Here is a 19,780-nt window from a genome sequence, read left to right on the forward strand (position 1 = left end):
AGACACGCACTTTTACGAAACAAATTTTATATACTATAAAAAATGCTACAAGGAGTGATTTTCATGAGCTTATCTTATTGGAAATACGCGATTCTTACTCATATCACTGCAAATTTCCGTACCTTTTTATTCAATATCATTGTCGCTATTTTAGGAGAAATCGCCCTCTTTCTTGTCCTCAGTTTTATTCCAAAAAGATTTCATAAATTTTTTGCATAAAAAAGCCTGAGTTCCTATCTATCGTAGAACTCAGGCCACTTAGCCTTATTAAATAATGGGAACTTGTTACATAGATTTCTCAATACCCAATCTGGTATTAGGGAGAATATATCAGCGATTTTTTGAATATATCAACGATTTTTCAAATATATCGATTGTTTCTTTCAATATATCAACGGTTCGACACAACATATCGATTTACCAACAAATTGCGACATGTTTTACATGCGAAATACCCCACATAACTTTATACAAAAAAGACGACCGGGCTTCGGTCGTCTTTTCCTATTTATTTCGGAGCATTTCCTACATATTGCGTAATATCAACATTTAATGCCTGTGCTAAACGCATACCGTATTCTTGATCTGCACGGAAGAAGTTACAAACAGCTAATAATTTTGTGCGTTCATTTACGTCTTTTAGATCATTTGTTAAGTTTGCAATTAAGTTATCTTGCTCTTCTTTAGAGAATGAACGGTAACGCTCACCTGCTTGTTTGAAGTCATTTGGTTTCTCAATTTTTTCACGAGATACATAGCCTTCTACTTTCATAGTTGAATCGCGGTAAGCTTTGTCTTCAACTGGATTCTCTGCATGACGACTCGGTTCGTAGTTGATTGTAGATGGGTTTTGATTCACTTGCATCGCACCATCACGTTGTTGATTATGAACAGCTGCGTATGGGCAGTTTACAGGAATTTGTAAGTAATTTGCACCAAGACGATAACGCTGTGTATCTGGGTAAGAGAATAAACGACCTTGTAATAATTTATCTTCCGATGGCTCAATACCATTTACAGTTGCACTTGGAGAGAACGCTACTTGCTCTACTTCTGCAAAGAAGTTTTTCGGATTACGATTTAACGTCATTGTCCCTACTTCCATTAATGGGAAGCGATCTTCTGGCCATACTTTCGTTGGATCTAGTGGATCAAAGTCTAAAGAGTCCATTTCATCTAATTGCATAACTTGTACGTGTAAATCCCATTTTGGGTAATTTCCTTTTTCGATTGCATCGAACAAGTCACGAGTTGCATGATTGAAGTCTTTCCCTTGTACTTCTTGCACTTCTTTCGCATTTAAGTTACGCACACCTTGCTGTGGTTTCCAGTGGTATTTAATATAAACAATTTTGCCTTCTTCATTAATCCATTTAAATGAATGGACGCCGAAACCTTCCATTTCACGATAGCTTGCTGGTGTACCGTAATCAGAAAATACCCATGTCATCATATGTGTAGATTCTGGACTTAACGTCATGAAATCCCAATAACGATCTGGCGTTTGAATATTCGTATCAGGTGCTGGTTTTAAGGAATGTACCATATCAGGGAATTTAATTGCATCACGAATGAAGAAAACTGGTAAATGATTACCTACGATATCGTAGTTTCCTTCTTCTGTATAAAATTTAACAGCAAACCCACGTGGGTCACGTGCTGTTTCAGGAGAACCTTGACCATGAATAACCGTTGAAAAACGAACAAATACAGGCGTTTCAGTTCCTTCATTTTGTAAAAATGCTGCTTTCGTATATTGCTTCATACTATTTTTCGTTACGAATACACCGTGAGCACCTGCACCACGTGCATGCACAACACGCTCCGGAATACGTTCACGATCAAAGTGCGCAAGTTTTTCTACTAAATGATAGTCTTCTAATAATACTGGTCCACGACGACCAGCTGTACGAGAATTTTGGTTGTCTCCAACTGGAGCACCTTGGTTTGTTGTTAAGCGATTATTTGGATTCATCTAGGGGGATCCTCCTCTTTCTTTCGTAGTAATCATTATTTATTTAAAATTATTATAAATTAATTATTATTCAAAACTAAATCTTTGTCAACTATTTCCTTCACTTTTTTGGAAACAATTTCAGCCAAACAGTCGATAAATGCAGATTGTGCATTCGGCATATTTGATCTGAAATATTTGGCATTTAATTCATCCGTTACAACTTTACATTCATAATCGTTGTCATATAAAACTTCTAAATGCTCCGCTACAAAACCAACTGGGCAATATACGAAAGATTCGTACCCATGCTCTTCATATAAATCTTTCGTTAAATCTTGCACATCTGGACCAATCCACGGATCTGGAGTATTCCCAGCACTTTGCCAACCGATTGTATAGTTTTGAATATTTGCAGCTTCTGCAATTAAATCTGCCGTATGCTTTAGTTGTTCTACATATGGGTCTCCTGTTGCAATAATTTTTTCTGGCAAACTATGCGCTGAAAAAATTACGACTGCTTTCTCTTTATTATCAATTTCTGTAAACGTCTCTTTTATTTGGTCTGCCCAATACGAAATAAATTTCGGTTCATCATACCATTGTTCAATTGGTTCAATAACAGGACCACCAATTTCTTGCGAAAGACGAATAGCACGGTCATTATACGCTTTAATGCTAAATGTAGAGTAATGTGGCGCTAATACGATACTAATCGCTTGCTCAATCCCATCACGCTTCATTTCTTCTACCGCATCTTCTATAAATGGTGCAATATGTTTTAAACCTAAGTAACAAGTAAATTCATACTCTGTAAATATGTTATTCATTGAATCTGTTAATTTATGCGCCTGTTCTTTCGTAATTTTTGCAAGCGGTGAAATTCCACCAATCGCTTTATAGCGCCCAATTAAATCTTCAAGCGCTTCTTCTGATGGCGTACGCCCGTGACGGATATGTGTATAATATGCCTCTACATCGTCTAATGATTCTGGTGTTCCATACGCCATTACGAGTAAACCTATTTTTTTCTTTGTCATCTATATAACACCTCAATTTTATAAATGAGAATCTTTTTCAAGAACGTTTGTTTCCAATTATAACAAGTAATAATAAGTACGTCAAAATAATAATTCTATTTAAGTATTATTTATAAGGTGATTTTGAATTTTATATGACAATTTCTTTAATAAAAAGCGACTTACATAATTGTAAGCCGCTTTTCCCTTATTCCTTAATATTTACCCCATATTCTTTAAACCAAACATGAATTTGTGCTAAATGAGCTAAAAGCTGTGGCCCAGTCATCAATTGACCAAACCATGGTGTTTGAAATGCACTGCCGCCAGACTGAATCAATCCGCTCAACTGCTCTTTATCAAACAGTTCGTGTAAAATTGAACCTTTATCCGTTAATAGATTTTGAAGCCATACTGTTACTGCGTTTGTATAGTGTGGATTGTGCGTTTTCGGATACGGACTCTTCTTTCTATATAAGATGTCATGCGGAAGTACATCTTCTAACGCTTTACGTAATAGACCTTTTTCGCGGTTTTTATACATTTTCATTTCCCAAGGAATATTCCACGCATATTCGACAAGACGATGATCTGCAAATGGAACACGTACTTCTAAACTTGCCCCCATACTCATGCGGTCTTTTCTGTCTAATAATGTTGTCATAAACCATACCATATTTAAATAAAATAATTGGCGTCTTTTTGCTTCTAGCGGACTTTCCCCCTCTAAAATAGGAACTTCTTGAATCGACTCTTCATAACGCCTTTGTACATATTGTTGTAAATTTAATTTATTTCTCCATTCTTTTTTTAGAAGTTGTTCACGTGCCTCTGTAGAACGCATCCATGGAAATGCACTCGATTGTAAATCATCTTCTCTATAAAACCACGGATATCCACCAAATATTTCATCTGCACATTCTCCAGATAAGCCAACGACAAAATCTTGTTTAATTTCTCGGCAAAACCATAATAATGACGAATCGATATCTGCCATACCAGGCAAATCACGAACAAGTACTGCTTCAGTTAAATACTCTGCTAATTTTTCATTCGAAATGACGCAGCGATGATGGGTTGTTTGAAATGTCTCAGTCATTAAATTAATAAACGGAGCATCTGAATTTGGCTGGAATGCATTTGCTTTAAAGTATTTGTCATTATCTTCGTAATCAATAGAATACGTGTGCAATTGCCCTTTTCCCGATCTCTCATATTCTTTCGCTGCAATAGCTGTAATAGCGCTCGAATCTACACCACCTGATAAAAAAGTACATAGTGGTACATCAGAAACAAGCTGTCTTGTAATAGCATCTTGTAATAAAAAGCGCGTTTTCTCTACTGTTTCTTCAAAAGAGTCTTCATGTTTTTTACTTTCTACATTCCAATATCTCCATATACATAAACCGTTCTTTGAAAATGTCATCGCATGACCTGGACGTAATTCTTTTATACCAGCATAAATACCGTGGCCAGGCGTTCTTGACGGTCCGAGTCCGAATATTTCTGATAACCCTTCTAATGTTACTTCCGCCTTCACATCTGGATGCGACAATATCGCTTTTAACTCCGAACCAAATAATAAGCGTCCGCTATCATATTTATAAAAAAGTGGCTTTACACCTAATCGATCTCTCGCAATAAATACTTGTTCTTTCTGTTCGTCCCATACTGCAAACGCATATATACCGTTTAAATGATCGACACATTCTTCTTTCCATTCAATATAAGAAGCTAATAATACTTCTGTATCAGAATGACCTTTGAACGTATACCCTCTTCTTAATAATTCCTTTCGAATGTCTTCTGTGTTATAAAGTTCACCGTTATAGCAAATGGCATAATTCGTTTCATCTTTTAAACAAGTCATTGGTTGTTTCCCCCCCTCAGGATCAACAACAATTAACCGTTTATGCCCAAATGCGACATTTCCTTTAATCCAAACTTTATTATCATCCGGCCCCCGCTTCGCTAACGTCTCAGCCATCTTCGTAACGACATCTCTTTCTCCTTCTAATGAGCGTTTATAATCCACCCATCCTGTAATCCCGCACATATAAATCATCCTTCCATCTTATTTCTTTTCTTGAACGTGCAGTAATCCCCACCCTAAGAGTGCGGATCAAAAAATGAAAAACTTGACGATAACCTACTATCCACATATGGAATAGCATTCTCACTCAGTAAAACGTGTTTTATTGTATGCCCACCTATGTCTAGATGTGTCTAGTTATAAAGAACGCACGAACTGTCTATAACAGGAATAACTACTTTTCATAAAGGAGAAATCGTATATGATACAACGTAAACATATTTTATATAACCAGCCCCGTGCTCATACAGTCGGTAATGTAGAATATATAAACAATGAATGGGTATTCTTTGATGATGAAAATGATGAAGCGTTTCTATTAGAAGATATTGCCGAAGATGGGTTTGAAATTTTGTATAATAACAATTGGTTACCAGCCCGTTTCTATGAACAAGATGTATTACAAATCGCCAACGAGCAACACCATTTGCAAAATGGTGAAATGGTACGTATTCGAAAAAAGTTACTTCTTAGCTATAATGAATGGCTCGAGGAATTACCTGACTCTGTCTTCACATTATTAACCGAATCATTGCAATCACTTCACTACTCTTTATATGATTGCATGTATTGTCATAATTATTTATCTTTCTTACCGAAAGAGGAGTCACGCGAAGGAGTAAATATTCTTTTGTTTGATAACGACGAAATGATCTGTACACTGCAGCACCATTTCGTCCGTCACACTACGTCAAATAAAAATATGTTCCGTTTTACGAAAGTAAATGGAGAAGAGTTGCATATCGATGCGACATAAAATAAAAAACCACCTTATCTCCCAAGTCTTTGAGATTATAAGGTGGTTTTATTTTTATTTGAATACGTACCAGCCAAGTGGCAATTTCAGTCCTAAGTATAATACTGCTACTAGCGCAACAATAAATAAGCCCCAAACCGCCCCTGTTGGTTTGTTTTTGCTCATTTTTACAAGAACCATTTCCATTCCGCCGATAACTAAAATACCAGCTAACATTTTCAAGCCATACCACATGTGCATGCTACCTGTTGCTGTCTTCACAATACTCATGTACAACATGAAGCCTGTCACAATAATGATGATATACATTAGGCGAAGCCCCATATGTACACCCTTACCTTTTCTTCCTGCTGAATAAAGTGAATACGCAACGAAGAATAAAATTAAACCTAACGCCCATGCTGTAATATGCATATGTACCATCGTATCCCTTACCTCCTCTTTTCACACTTTTTCACTCTATATGATAACATGTTCATTTATTTTCAGGAAATGTTTCGCTTTTTTACATTTAAATGCTATAATATTTAGAGTATTTACAAACTTCTTGTAATAACAAAAGGGGGAACAATCATGATTCAAACTAAGGATATTATCGAACTTACAGACACATACGGAGCAAATAACTATCACCCACTTCCAATCGTTATTTCTAAAGCAGAAGGTGTTTGGGTAGAAGATCCTGAAGGAAACCGCTATATGGACTTATTAAGTGCATATTCTGCAGTAAACCAAGGTCATCGTCACCCGAAAATTATTAACGCTTTAATTGACCAAGCTAATCGTGTTACGTTAACTTCTCGTGCTTTCCATAGCGATCAATTAGGTCCTTGGTACGAAAAAGTTGCGAAACTAACTAATAAAGAAATGGTACTTCCAATGAATACAGGTGCTGAAGCTGTTGAAACTGCAATTAAAACAGTTCGTCGCTGGGCTTACGATGTGAAGAAAGTAGAAGCAAACCGCGCTGAAATCATCGTTTGTGAAGATAACTTCCACGGACGTACAATGGGTTCTGTTTCTATGTCTTCAAACGAAGAGTACAAGCGTGGATTCGGTCCAATGCTTCCTGGCATCGTTGTAATTCCTTACGGTGATTTAGAAGCATTAAAAGCCGCAATTACACCAAACACAGCAGCATTCATTTTAGAGCCAATTCAAGGTGAAGCAGGAATTAACATCCCACCAGCTGGTTACTTAAAAGAAGCTTTTGAAGTATGTAAAAAAGAAAACGTTTTATTTGTAGCAGATGAAATCCAAACTGGCTTAGGCCGTACTGGTAAAGTATTTGCTTGTGACTGGGACAATGTAACTCCTGACATGTACATACTTGGTAAAGCACTTGGCGGCGGCGTATTCCCAATCTCTTGCGTAGCAGCAAACCGCGACATTTTAGGCGTATTCGAGCCAGGTTCTCACGGTTCTACATTCGGTGGTAACCCACTTGCATGTGCTGTTTCTATCGCAGCTCTTGAAGTGTTAGAAGAAGAAAAATTAACAGAGCGTTCTCTTCAATTAGGTGAAAAATTAGTTGGGCAATTAAAAGAGATTGATAACCCAATGATCACTGAAGTTCGCGGTAAAGGTTTATTCATCGGTATCGAATTAAACGAACCAGCTCGTCCTTACTGTGAACAACTAAAAGCAGCTGGTCTACTATGTAAAGAAACACATGAAAACGTAATTCGTATCGCACCACCTCTAGTAATCTCTGAAGAAGATTTAGAGTGGGCATTCCAAAAAATTAAAGCTGTATTATCGTAATGATAGAGAGGTTGTCCGACATGTTGGGACAACCTCTTTCTTTTTATATTCATTTACATTAAGATAATTTTGTAATTTTCTGTATTTTAAAATCGTAAAGGAGGTGCGATATGCTATTAAGATATGGTAAACATATTAACTATTTAGCTACATCTTTTATTTTAGTTACATTCTTTGGCTTCCTACTTTCCACAACATGGCTTACTCACTACTCAACTCCTACTACATTCACACTACTGAAAGCATCATTTTGGACTGCTGTTATTCTTACTATCATTGGTTTTGGACGAGAAAAAAGCGCACTTACGGTTATACTATTTGGCATTTGTACACTTGCATTCATTGGTCTTTACACTTTTTCCGTTATTGATTACCTCTATAACCCAAGGCCATAAAAAAGAGCTATCTTTTAACAAGATAGCTCTTTTCTTCACTTCACTACATTTCGCAAAGTACCAATTCCTTCTACTGTAATAACCACTTCATCACCAGCATGTAAAAACTTCGGTGGTGTGAAACCTTTTCCGACACCAGCCGGGGTTCCTGTTGCGATAATATCGCCTGGTTCTAAAGTCATTCCTTTACTTATCGTTGAAATAATTTCTTCTATTGAAAAAATCATTTTATTTGTGTTGGAAGTTTGCCTTACTTCTCCATTTACTACCGTTTCAATGTGTAATGCATTCGGCGCATTAACCACCGATTTATGAATTAAATACGGTCCCATCGGACAAAATGTATCGAAGCTTTTCCCAAGGAAAAACTGTTTATGTTTTCTTTGAATGTCTCGAGCTGTTACATCATTTATAATCGTATAACCAAAAACATGCTCAAGCGCTTTTTCTTTTTTTATTTGCTTCCCTCGCTTACCAATAATGATAGCTAATTCTCCTTCGTAATCTAGTTCGTCCGTTGCATGAGGGTGACCATTAATTTGCTCATTTATGCCAATAACTGTTGTTGGTGCTTTCGTAAAAATCATTATATTTTCTGGAATAGACTCTATTCCGCCCATTTCTATGGCATGCTCACGATAGTTTTTTCCAACGCACAAAATATTCTTTCTTGGCCTTGGAATCGGTGCTAATATTTTCACCTCTGTTAACGGATAATACGCCGCTTCCCCGTTCTCTTTTGCCCAATTTACAATTTCACATACTTTCTCAAAGCATTCAGTTCCTCTTTCAATACACTCTAACATTGTAATAGGGATTGTAACCTTTTCCCCTTTTTGTCTTTGCGCTTCTCTTAAGTGTAATACCTTTTTTTCTTCTTCATCCACAATACCTACAAATACCTTTTCTTCTTTCTTCGCCGTTACAAAACGCAATATTTCCACTCTCCATCCTAAAACTCATGCCCTTTAATTGTATTCGCATCCGTAAGAAAAAAACCTTCTCATACACGCTAATTTTTACAATATTCTTCTCATACCCTATTCGTTACGCCTTTATATTTGGCATAAAATGTAGAAATTTTACTTTTTTTAGCGAAGGTATTTCTTTTTTATGGAGTTTTTGTATAATATGTACTACATATATACTAAAAATTTCATTTAGAGATGGAGCCGATTTCAATGTTTGAGCAAGCGATTGAAAAAAAACGTGAAAAAATGATTTATTTTGCTGAACGCTATGGAATGACTTCTCAAAAAACAGTGGATTGTAGCCAAGAACTGGACAGGCTCTTAAATGTAATTTGGCATGTACATACGGATTTTCACCCAAATCAAACACTCGACACACACACGCAATAGCGTGTGTGTGTCTTTTATTTCAAAAAAACACACATTTTATTGAAAACGCCCATACAATAGTAGAAAAGAAAATTTTAAAAACGAAGGGTGTTTTATATGCCAGCTATGGTCGGACATATTCGTATCGTCAATATTGGATCAAGTGGTATTTTTCATATTGGAGATGTATTTGCGATTAGGCCTATTAGTTACTCACGTGCTTTCGCCGGGGCCGGCTCTTTCAACGTTGGAGACAATGTTTCTGTCTACAATTATCAAAGTGCAACGACTGTCAACGATTCAGATGTAATCGATCAAGCGATAATTGGCTCAACTTAAAGGAGGCAATTGCATTGAATTTTTATGTAAACCAAAGTATCATCATCAACAGTATTAAAATTGATAGCATTACAACCTCTTCTGTGTTCCAAATTGGTACTGCCGGAAGTATTAAAGCCCTATCTAAATTTTCAAATACGGGCGGATTTACGGAGCCGCTTCGCCCATTACAGGCGAAAGGACAAATTATTTCTATCAAACCATCAACTAGTTCTTCTTAAGACATCCTTGTCATAAATATATAGCAGGAATATTTTTACCCTCCCTATTGAAAAGGAGGTTTCACAAATGAATCAAGATATATATACTTACTTACACCAACTTCAACAAGCTCTTCAAACACAACAAGCAGCCATCCTGAATTTAGAAGATCAAGTGCGCCAACTCCAAGAAGAGCTTAACGAATTAAAAAATCGCCCCTCCTCTTCTGTAGGAAAAGTGGAATACAAATTCGATCAATTAAAAGTCGAAAATTTAAATGGTACTTTAAATATTGGTTTAAACCCATTTTCAGCAAAAGGACAACAAATTGAAGATTTTCAAGTGGATACAGAAACATTGAAGGTAAACCCTGAAACTGAAACAAACCCAGACTTTTATCAAGGTATCCTCCAAGAAATGCATCGATACTTAGATGAAGAAGCATATAATCGTATTCTCCATTTTGAACAAGAAGAGCGAACACCGCTTGATGAAATGTATCGACAAATGATGGTGGATGACATAAAAAAACAGATGGAGCATCGACTCCCTTATTATTTATCACAAGCGCAATCATATGAAGGTATTTCAACAGATCCAGATTATTTACGAGATATCATTATTCAGGCAATGAAACAAGATATTGACAAAGCCTTTCTCTCCTTTATTCAGCACATACCGGGAAATTTCCGAAAGGAGTAAGTATGTATGAACCTTAACGTTGTAAACCGTGAGTTAAAAGTCGGACAGATTAAAATGAACGGTGTATCGTCGTCCGCACTCTTTTTAATTGGAGATGCAAATCTCCTCATTCTATCTTCTATTCTCGATACACCATTTGAAACAGTTACAGAGGGTCCATTTGTACCATTAGTAACAGATGTCCCTCCTACTCCAGGTTAAGGAGACTGAGAAATTATGTTGCATCATGTGTCTATTGTCCAAAATGTTTCTATTATTTCTTTAGGGATTGCTGCTGTATTTCAAGTTGGAGATGCAAACCAAATGGAATTAAAAAGTAGAGCTATTGCCGTCCACCGTGAAATTCCTTTTTATATACGGGGAGAAGGTCGCTTTGATGCTTTTGAAATCTTTACAGATGAACACATCACAATTCCAAAACGAACGACAGATGTAAAATTAAACATTGTAAATGAATGCCCTTTTATTGAAGTTAATAACGTTGAATTACGCACACTTTTAAATTCTGGTTGCTTTCAAATTGGAAATGTTGATTATGGTTTTAATAACTCTCGTATTATACAAATCCGCCAATATATTACGGATGAACCTTCCGCACAATAATTCATATAGTAATTAAAAAGCTTAGTAAAGTAGGTGGATGGTATGCCTTCGGTTGTAGGAAATCTCGTCGTGCAAAACAGTAACGGCTCTTTCAACTTAGGAGATTTTTATAACGTATCTCCGAAAGAAAACACGAAAGCCTATAACGGATCTGGAGCTTCCAATGTTGGGTTTGTCGTGAATACGTTTAACGGTGTTAGTGCAACGAATACATTTGATTCTGATGTGGCAGATCAAGATCAGATTGGAACAGCGTAAAAAAAGTAGGAGATATTCTCCTACTTTTTTCTTTTATCTAATTCAAAATTATTAAAATAAAATTTTAATAAGCAAGAACTTTACTGTCCACAAATAGTGGTATAAACAAGTAAGTAGTGAAGAGGCACTATTTCATTTTATTTAAATGATAACCCGCTCTCCTCCAAAGCCCTCCTAAGCTTCGGCAAAGACGCATGTCCCATACCATGCAGTTTTAATATTTCTTTTTCACTATATTTTGAGAGTTTTTCTACAGTTTGAATTCCATGGTGTTCTAATGCCCTTCTTGCTGGCGCTGAAAGAAGAGAGAGAAAACCTTCTTTTGGTTTTCTCTCTTTCTCACAGACTGGGCAAGTTGGACAATCGCTACTTTTATAGTACTCGTGTCCCTGTTCACAAGTTCTTAACGTTTTTTCCGTTACCATTTTCAAGCCCCTCTATTCTTCAATATTTACAACGTGATTCCCATCAAAGAAGTATAAACATTTCTCTTTTACAGGATGTTGTAAGCTTTTCTCCAGTGCTTTTGCATATAACGAAAGCTGCACTTTATATCGATCTTCTAAAATTGGTTTCGCTTGTTCGAATCCGCCTGGAAATTTCCCTTCAATCGTATCTGTTTTGAAGTCGATTAACGTAATGCCATCTTCCTCTTCAATCATGCAGTCGATAACCCCTTGGACAAGAATCGATTCCCCGCTATTCCCTTGCCAATCTTGATATGCTCCTTCTGCTGCAAGCATCATCGTAAATGGAACTTCACGCTCAACACTTTTCGCCGCTAATACCCTTTTACCTAAGTCACTGTCAAAGAATGAAATTACTTTTTCAATCGCTATTTCTTCCGCCTGCTCGAATGTTAATAATTCCTTATTTACCATTCCAGCAATTTGCTCTTGAAGAACTTCAACCGTAATCGGCTTCTTCAAATCAACATGCTGCATAACGGCATGGACTGCTGTTCCGCGCTCTGCGTACGTTAACCCTTTTTTCTCCATAAAGCGCGGACGTGTTTTAATTGGTGCACGTAGTTTTTTAATAAAGGCGTTATCACTACCATCTTCTGATTGATAATTTCTCTTTATTTCTGTAACAGATTGCTTCGCACGGTGAGATGTTGCTTCCTCATATCCGTACTTCCACATTAATCTGTCGTACACTTCATCTTTTCGTTCACTTTCTAACGGCACAGCCTTTTTCTCACGAAGCGCTTCTAACAATTCTTGTTTCTCTTCTTGAACTGGCTCTGGTGCAAGTAGCGTATTACCGTCCACAACTTCTACTTTCCAGCTAGTGTCATACCCGTAAATTTCATCTGGAATACTTCCTTGTCCTAATTCAAGAAGCATTTCACTATCACGGTGTCTATATAATGAAGGTGCAATCCAGTCTAAATAACAAGACGCCCCGGCACGTATGTGATCTGGTAATAACCATTCACTATGTTCCCTCGCATCAAGCCATTTTTCCATTTCCTTATTTGCATCCTTAACTGTTCCGATTAAAATTAACTTCTCTTTCGCGCGCGTCAACGCTACGTATAGTACGCGCATTTCTTCCGCAATTAATTCCATTTTCATTTTACGCTTAATCGCAAGCTGTGATAATGTTGTATATTTAATTCGTTTACGCGGATCGATAAATTGCGAACCGAAACCGAAATCTTTATGCAATAAGAAACGTTTCATTAAGTCTTGTGTATTAAAACGACGACCGAGTCCAGCTACAAATACAACCGGGAACTCTAACCCTTTACTTTTATGAATCGTCATAATGCGAACAACGTCTTCTTGTTCACCGAGGGCCCTCGCCGTACCCATGTCATCACCGCGTTCTAAAATACGTTCAATAAAACGTAAGAAGCGGAATAATCCTCTAAATGATGTTGCTTCGTATTGTCTTGCGCGGTCATATAGTACGCGTAAGTTTGCCTGCCTTTGCTTTCCAGCTGGTAAACCGCCAACGAAGTCGTAATAACCTGTCTCACCGTACACTTTCCAAATTAAATCAGAAAGTGATTGTTGACGTGCAAATTCACGCCATCCTTGCAGTAAGTTATAAAACCACTCTAATTTATCATGAAGTTCTTGCTCCTCTTCAAGTGGTGCCCCTTTTAAGAATGAGCTCATTACTTCATAAAACGAGCCTTTCTTTCCATGAGCACGAAGCGTCGCAAGTTCTTCATCGCTCAATCCAACGATTGGAGAACGAAGTACAGCTGCAAGCGGAATATCTTGCATCGGATTATCAATAACGCGGAATACGTTCATCATAATATTTACTTCTGTCGCTTCAAAGTAACCAGTCGCAAGGTCAGCGTACACTGGAATTCCTTGTAATTTTAACTCTTCCATAATTTGCGGGGCCCACGGCATGGAGCGAAGTAAAATAACGAAGTCGCGGTATTGTACTGGGCGCATACTATCATTTTTACGGTCATACACTTCATAACCTGAATCAACCATCGCTTTAATGCGCTGCGCCATAAGACGAGCTTCAAGCTGTGCTTTTTCGACTTCTGCACCTTCTTCTCCGTCTATTACTTCTTCTTCCGTTTGCTGAATGCACAGTAGTTCTGCCGCTACATCTTCACCTTCTGGATAGGTAGCACCTAACTTTAATTCAGCGTCTGCATCGTAGTCGATTTCTCCGACTTCTTCACCCATAATTTGTTTGAAGATAAAGTTCGTACCTGCTAACACTTCATGACGACTACGGAAGTTTTTCGCTAAGTCGATCTTCATTCCACCGCCCAATCCTTCTTGTGTGAAGCGTTTATATTTTCCTAGGAATAGTCCTGGTTCGGCTAGTCGGAAACGATAAATCGACTGCTTTACGTCACCAACCATGAACAAGTTTCCTTCACTCTCAGAATCTTTCGTTACGAATTTAATAATAGATTCCTGTACAAAGTTCGTATCTTGATATTCATCGACTAATACTTCAGCAAATTTATTACGATATTGGAGCGCCACTGCTGACGGATTCATTTCACCATTTTCACTTTGTTCACTTAAAATTTGTAAACAGAAATGCTCTAAATCTGTGAAATCGACCATTCCTTTATCTCGCTTCATCGCTTGGAAACGCTCTGTAAATACTTTTACAAGTTGAACAAGCTTTTCTAATACTGGGTGCATATCTTGAAAATCTCGTAAGAAACTTTCAGGTTTTCGGCTAAATAACTCTTCTTGTAATTTCTTCACTTCATCTTTCGCTTTATTACGAAGAGAGTCTACTTGTTTTACAACATCTTCATTGTAATCACTTTTCTTAATACGCTTTAACGTTTGCCACGATACATTTTGCATCGCTTCATACAAACTTGTCCACGACTCATGAGCAGCTGATGATAGCGTTCCAAGTAAAGCTAGATCTGCTTGCAGGGTTTCAATGCGAGGCGCTGGACCGTCAGGAAGCATTGCGAGTTCAGTTGCCTTACGAATATGCTGTTCCGCTGTTTCAAGCTGGAATTTCACATCTTCTAATAAATAAGAAGCATATACTAAATCTTCAATTGTCTTTCCTTCTACGTCATATGCTTCTACTAATTTATCAAGCCATTTTTCCGGATTTGGATGCGCTCTTGACTCTGTATGAAGTGCTAAAATCATACGTTGTAAGTCATCATCACTACGGTCACTCGTATAACGATCAACAAGTTCAAAGAAGATTGTATTATCTTCGATTCCGTACTCTTCTTCTAATATGTCATCTAGCACTTCTTCTTTTAACAATTCATTTTCTGTTTGATTCGCAATACGGAAACGAGGATCAACATCAAGCATGTAGTAATATCCTCTAATTACTTGTAAACAGAATGAGTGAATTGTTGAAATGGAAGCTTTATTTAATAGGCTCAGCTGCTTTCTTACGTGTTGAGAGCCTGGTTCATCAATTAATACCTTTTCTAACGCTTCCCCGATTCGGTTTTTCATCTCTTGCGCCGCTGCATTCGTAAATGTTACAACGAGCAGGCGGTCGACATCGACTGGATTCTCTTCATTAATAATCTTTTTAATAATACGTTCAACTAATACTGCTGTTTTCCCTGACCCAGCTGCAGCCGCAACTAAAATATCACGTCCATTCGCTACAACAGCTTTCCACTGGTCATCTGTCCATTGACTACCTTCTGGTTTTTCAGGCCAATTTTCTATCATTCTCCGCCAACCTCCTCTCTTATTTTCTCCATCGCTTCGCTATCTTTCATATCTTTTAACGATCGGAACTGATTATCTTCAAGTGACTCATCAAATTGACAAACAGATTTGAAGTTACAGAACGTACATGCTGCTTTATTTCCCATTTTATAAGGAGCAATATCGATAACACCTTCTGTAATATCTTTTCCGATATTTTCAAACGTATGGTGTACATATTTTTGCAGTACGTTAAACTCTTGCTCACTTGCAATACTTGAACGCGCACTAAAGCTACCGTCTTTTTTCAGGCCAGCAGAAATAATATCTGAACTTCCTGTTGAAAGTTTGTTATCCATTAAACGAACAACGTCAGCATCTCCTAATACGAGTCCTTTCATTTTAAATTTCTTTAAAATTTCTTTTTCAATTTCAGCTTCAGATGCGTCACCTTTCATCTCAACGATTGGGTTATGAATATGGAAATACAATACACCAGCTGGTGATGCTGCGTGACCTTTTTTCATCCACGTCTGCGCATTCGAAGTAACAACATCTAAATACGTTAACATTTGAAGTGCTAATCCGTAATACACTTCCGTTAAATCTAACGCTTTTGAACTTGATTTATAATCAATAATACGTAAGAACGTCCCGTTTTCATCTTCTGCCTTATCAACACGGTCAATACGGCCGACAACTTCCATCTTCACACCATTTGGTAATGAGAATTCCATCGGCGGAAGTGATCCTGTACCACCCATACCGAACGGCACTTCTAAATCAACTGGTACGAATCCGCTTGACTTCGCATGTTCACGAAGAATGATTGACGTACGGAAAATGATTTGTTGTAGTTTTTGTTTTAAATAGAAATGACGGTTTGAACTTAATAAAATTTGTCGTTGTAATAACGGTGCGATTTCTTCTATTACTAAAACAGAAAGATGCTCACACTCTTTTATGGATAAATCCGCCCAAGTACGGTTTTCACGCAATAGCTTGTCCGCAATTTTCTTTAATGCCGCATGGAATAATTCGCCGATGTCCGGCGCATCAAGCTTGAAAATATCACGCTCTCTAAGCGATAAACCGTGCTGCGCAAAATGAGCGTATGCACAACGGTTAAATAGTTCCATACGAGAGACGCTTCCTTTAATTATATCTCCGTATAAATCTCTACTTACTGCTGTACTTAGTTTCTTCGCACGATTTCGATAGAATAAACTTGATAAGACGCGGCTACTTTTTTGTTTCCATTCATCTGAAGTTACGTAGAAATTATATACGTCCCACCAAAAGTCTAAATTCCCTTCAAATCCGTATCGCTTCCACGTTTGTAGTTGCTGCATAACGTAAGATAACGTTACTTCTGGCGTTGCTACGTATGAAATTTGTTCTGAACGTGATAAATCGTTTACGTCATTGGTAATAAATGAATCTTTCACATTAGGGAACATTCTTTTTATTTTCTTAATAAAGCTAGACGCAAGTAACGTCTTTCCTTCTTCATCTGCAAGCGGGCATGAAATATATAACTTCTCAGATGCTCTCGTTACCATTTGATACATAACGAACTGTTCTTCTAACAAAGTTTGTCTCGTCGTTGGCGCTAATTCAATCCCTGCTGCACCAAGAACTTCTCTTTCTTCATCAGAAAGCATACCTTCGTCCATAGGTGCTGCTGGAATAACACCCTCATTTACACCTATAATAAACGTTGCTTTCACGTCAGATAACCTGGAGTGATCAATATTAGCAATTAACACTTGGTCTAATGACGGCGGAATGTTAGCAAATTGAAGTGCCTCAAGACCTGTCGACATAACGTCCGTAAACATAGAAAGAGACATTTTCTCTTCACCAAGCATCTCTACAAACGTATCAAGAAGGCTCATTACTTCTTCCCATACTTGTTCATGATCTGTCGCAAATAAGAAATCTCCACTTTCTTCTGCACGTATACGTAATTCTTCTAGTTTTTTCGGAACATCCAGCTCTTCTAGAAATAAGTAAACTGCTTCACACATTTGCATAACTGTTCCTGCACGCTTTAACCTTTTTTGCATGCGAATAACAGGTGTTCTTACAACGTCACGCAATCGATTTATTTTCTCTTCCATTTCACGTTCACTATCTGTGATCATCCCGTTCGTATCATCAAGAGAACGATAACGGCGATACATCCATGGATCCTCTGAAGTCCACCTCTTTCCTTGTACACCGTACGCTAAACAGTAATTTTCAAATTCATCCATTTCTTCACGCATCGTTTCTTTTCTTACGTCTAATGGATATAAAAGCTCTGTTTTCACGCAGCGGAACACCGCATCATAACGCCAATTCCCACTAATAATCTCGAGTGCAGAACGAATACATTCTACTAATGGGTGGTGTGACATCGGGCGCTTTTCATCGATGAAGTGTGGGATATTATAATCTGTAAATAACGTTCGCATCACATCGTAATAACTTTCCCCATTACGAAGAAGAACCGCAATATCTCGGTAACGATAGTTTTCCTCCGCCACAAGTTTACGAATTTCACGCGCAACACCTTCTACCTCTGCTCGTAAATTCGCAGCTGTACTAATCGTTACACTCGCTTCACCGTTAAATTTTTCATTCGGACGCGCTTCATAATGAGCTTCTAAATGCGCTAATGCCGGAGAATGAAAACGCGGCTGTTCCATAAGTGGAATTGTTTTTTCAATTTCTATTTTCTCTTCACGCGCTACTTGTTTGATTTTTTCATACGTTAACGTCGTTTCATAAAATAAATCGAGTTCATTTACTGGCTGTGCTAACGTTTTTTCATCTATCGTTAACGTGATCGTAACTCTCGCTCCGCAAATCATAAGCTGTCTTACAATCTCTAACTCTTGCGGGGAAAATGAATGAAATCCATCTATATAAATTTCCGCACCATTTACATATTCAGACTGCGGAAGCTTTTCCACTAGCAATTGTAGGTAGTCTTCTGAATCTAAATATTTTCCAATTAAAGCACGTTCAAAATCATCGTATAATAGCTGTAAATCATACACTTTATTCGCTAGTAACTTTTGTTCGGCACTGCTACTATGCGCATCCAATTGTTGCCACATTTCATATACGTTAGATGGCGTTACATTGTAACGTTTAAACTCTGCAATCATACTGCCAAGATGTTCAAAGAAACCGTTTTGCTCCGCTGCTTTTTGGAACACCGATAATCCATCTTTACGAGACTCTACAATTTTACGGAGTAACATATGTACACCCGCTTCATCAATATGAAGACGACTCGCTCCGCCAACTTCTTGTAGTACCTTCCACGCTAATCGTGAAAAACTAAAAACTTGTGCCCGAATAGAACCTCTTACATCCTCACTTCCAATTAACGCCTGCTGCGTCTGGAATGTCATCTGTTCTGGCACAAGATATAATATTGTTTTCCCTCTCGGGCGTTGTTTTAACTCTTCTTGCACTTCGCGTAAACAAAGTGTACTTTTTCCACTTCCCGCTCTACCAATCACAAATCGAAGTGACATGTAACCCCACCTTTCACTTACATAACGAACGTTAGTTTGCTACTATAATTGTATTATAGTACACGAAAAAAGACAAACTGAGTTGTTTGTCTTTTCTATACTTCTACTTCATTATATCAACCTTTTGAAAAATTCGTTTGCACCTCTTGAATTGGCCAATATCGCAAATCAACTTTACCGACAACTGTATCAGCTTTTACAAAGCCAAAGTGTCTACTATCCCAGCTCCCGAGCCGGTTATCACCTACTACAAAAATAAACCCGGGTGGCACCAGCTTTTCTTTCGTTAACTCTTCTAATGTAAAGTCGCCTGTTAGTTGCCTTCCATTTATCTCTTTCTTATACTTCTCTAAATACGGCTCATCAATAAATTGACCGTTTATATATAACTTATCCTGCTTATATTCAATATGATCTCCAGGTAAACCGATAACCCGCTTTACATAGTCCTCTTTTTTATTCGCATGAAATACCACAACGTCAAATCTGTTCAAGTCCCCAACTTGATAACTCACCTTATTTACAACTAGCATATTGCCATCTTGCAATGTCGGCATCATTGACTTCCCCTCTACAACATACGTTGAAAAGAAAAACGTTCGAAAAAATACAGCTAATAATACACCAATTAAAATTGTTCGTATCCACTCTATGCCTTCTTTTTTCAAAGTTTTCTTCATC

19 protein-coding genes are annotated in these 19,780 nt (G+C 37.6%); 10 read left to right on the forward strand and 9 right to left on the reverse strand.

From position 1 onward, the window contains the following. Nucleotides 1–508 precede the first annotated feature (508 nt). The 3 genes from katB to asnB form a co-directional block, all read right to left on the reverse strand. Complete coding sequence (gene katB, locus B9A45_RS24095) at nt 509–1,975, reverse strand: catalase KatB (RefSeq protein ID WP_001069180.1); 1,467 nt, start codon at nt 1,973–1,975, stop codon at nt 509–511. Between the two features lie 59 nt (nt 1,976–2,034). Next, nucleotides 2,035–2,994, reverse strand: a complete 960-nt coding sequence (gene hemH / locus B9A45_RS24100) for a ferrochelatase (RefSeq protein ID WP_084065219.1) — start codon at nt 2,992–2,994, stop codon at nt 2,035–2,037. A 187-nt stretch (nt 2,995–3,181) separates the two neighbouring features. Continuing rightward, complete coding sequence (asnB, locus tag B9A45_RS24105) at nt 3,182–5,029, reverse strand: asparagine synthase (glutamine-hydrolyzing) (RefSeq protein WP_000334004.1); 1,848 nt, start codon at nt 5,027–5,029, stop codon at nt 3,182–3,184. Between the two features lie 238 nt (nt 5,030–5,267). Between asnB and B9A45_RS24110 the strand changes: the two genes are divergently transcribed. Then, a complete protein-coding gene (locus tag B9A45_RS24110) occupies nt 5,268–5,822 on the forward strand; it encodes a DUF2777 domain-containing protein (protein ID WP_000616049.1) in 555 nt (184 codons plus the stop codon). A gap of 54 nt (nt 5,823–5,876) precedes the next feature. Here B9A45_RS24110 and B9A45_RS24115 read toward each other — a convergent pair whose 3' ends face one another. Beyond that, on the reverse strand, nt 5,877–6,245 hold the full coding sequence (locus B9A45_RS24115) for a YisL family protein (protein ID WP_000233495.1): 369 nt from the start codon (nt 6,243–6,245) through the stop codon (nt 5,877–5,879). A gap of 150 nt (nt 6,246–6,395) precedes the next feature. Between B9A45_RS24115 and rocD the strand changes: the two genes are divergently transcribed. Together rocD and B9A45_RS24125 are read left to right on the forward strand one after the other, a co-directional pair. Then, complete coding sequence (gene rocD, locus B9A45_RS24120; RefSeq protein ID WP_000616658.1) at nt 6,396–7,586, forward strand: ornithine aminotransferase; 1,191 nt, start codon at nt 6,396–6,398, stop codon at nt 7,584–7,586. A gap of 110 nt (nt 7,587–7,696) precedes the next feature. After that, complete coding sequence (locus tag B9A45_RS24125; RefSeq protein WP_000926864.1) at nt 7,697–7,981, forward strand: hypothetical protein; 285 nt, start codon at nt 7,697–7,699, stop codon at nt 7,979–7,981. 35 nt (nt 7,982–8,016) lie between these two features. On the opposite strand, the gene B9A45_RS24130 is transcribed toward B9A45_RS24125, so the two are convergent. Beyond that, the gene (locus tag B9A45_RS24130) at nt 8,017–8,916 is read right to left on the reverse strand and encodes a fumarylacetoacetate hydrolase family protein (RefSeq protein WP_001213086.1); all 900 of its coding nucleotides are present in this window, start codon (nt 8,914–8,916) and stop codon (nt 8,017–8,019) included. Nucleotides 8,917–9,162: 246 nt separating this feature from the next. Between B9A45_RS24130 and B9A45_RS24135 the strand changes: the two genes are divergently transcribed. From B9A45_RS24135 to gerPF, 7 genes are all read left to right on the forward strand, one after another. Continuing rightward, nucleotides 9,163–9,342, forward strand: coding sequence for an aspartyl-phosphate phosphatase Spo0E family protein (locus B9A45_RS24135; RefSeq protein WP_000462845.1), 180 nt, complete (start codon nt 9,163–9,165; stop codon nt 9,340–9,342). 96 nt (nt 9,343–9,438) lie between these two features. Continuing rightward, on the forward strand, nt 9,439–9,660 hold the full coding sequence (gene gerPA, locus B9A45_RS24140; RefSeq protein ID WP_001111187.1) for a spore germination protein GerPA: 222 nt from the start codon (nt 9,439–9,441) through the stop codon (nt 9,658–9,660). 14 nt (nt 9,661–9,674) lie between these two features. Then, nucleotides 9,675–9,881: a spore germination protein GerPB gene (gene gerPB, locus B9A45_RS24145; RefSeq protein ID WP_001012508.1), complete on the forward strand. Its 207-nt coding sequence runs from the start codon at nt 9,675–9,677 to the stop codon at nt 9,879–9,881. A gap of 67 nt (nt 9,882–9,948) precedes the next feature. Further along, on the forward strand, nt 9,949–10,563 hold the full coding sequence (gene gerPC / locus B9A45_RS24150; protein WP_001070760.1) for a spore germination protein GerPC: 615 nt from the start codon (nt 9,949–9,951) through the stop codon (nt 10,561–10,563). A 6-nt stretch (nt 10,564–10,569) separates the two neighbouring features. Further along, nucleotides 10,570–10,764, forward strand: a complete 195-nt coding sequence (gene gerPD / locus B9A45_RS24155; RefSeq protein WP_001052807.1) for a spore germination protein GerPD — start codon at nt 10,570–10,572, stop codon at nt 10,762–10,764. A 15-nt stretch (nt 10,765–10,779) separates the two neighbouring features. Next, nucleotides 10,780–11,166 carry a spore germination protein GerPE gene (locus tag B9A45_RS24160; RefSeq protein WP_000902319.1) on the forward strand — a complete coding sequence of 129 codons (387 nt, stop codon included), beginning with the start codon at nt 10,780–10,782 and terminating at the stop codon, nt 11,164–11,166. Between the two features lie 42 nt (nt 11,167–11,208). Beyond that, nucleotides 11,209–11,424 (forward strand): spore germination protein GerPF, encoded by a 216-nt coding sequence (gerPF, locus tag B9A45_RS24165; RefSeq protein WP_001141566.1) that lies wholly within the window; start codon nt 11,209–11,211, stop codon nt 11,422–11,424. Between the two features lie 137 nt (nt 11,425–11,561). On the opposite strand, the gene B9A45_RS24170 is transcribed toward gerPF, so the two are convergent. The 4 genes from B9A45_RS24170 to lepB form a co-directional block, all read right to left on the reverse strand. Further along, a complete protein-coding gene (locus tag B9A45_RS24170) occupies nt 11,562–11,849 on the reverse strand; it encodes an RNA polymerase alpha subunit C-terminal domain-containing protein (RefSeq protein ID WP_084065222.1) in 288 nt (95 codons plus the stop codon). Nucleotides 11,850–11,861: 12 nt separating this feature from the next. Then, a complete protein-coding gene (gene addA / locus B9A45_RS24175) occupies nt 11,862–15,587 on the reverse strand; it encodes a helicase-exonuclease AddAB subunit AddA (protein WP_084065225.1) in 3,726 nt (1,241 codons plus the stop codon). Continuing rightward, nucleotides 15,584–19,099, reverse strand: coding sequence for a helicase-exonuclease AddAB subunit AddB (gene addB, locus B9A45_RS24180; protein ID WP_000058598.1), 3,516 nt, complete (start codon nt 19,097–19,099; stop codon nt 15,584–15,586). The genes addA and addB overlap by 4 nt, the downstream gene beginning before the upstream one ends. A 116-nt stretch (nt 19,100–19,215) precedes the next feature. Beyond that, a complete protein-coding gene (gene lepB, locus B9A45_RS24185; protein WP_000751910.1) occupies nt 19,216–19,779 on the reverse strand; it encodes a signal peptidase I in 564 nt (187 codons plus the stop codon). Nucleotide 19,780: the final 1 nt, after the last annotated feature.

The organism is Bacillus sp. JKS001846, from assembly GCF_900176455.1.
In the GTDB taxonomy this organism is placed as follows: Bacteria; Bacillota; Bacilli; order Bacillales; family Bacillaceae_G; genus Bacillus_A; species Bacillus_A cereus.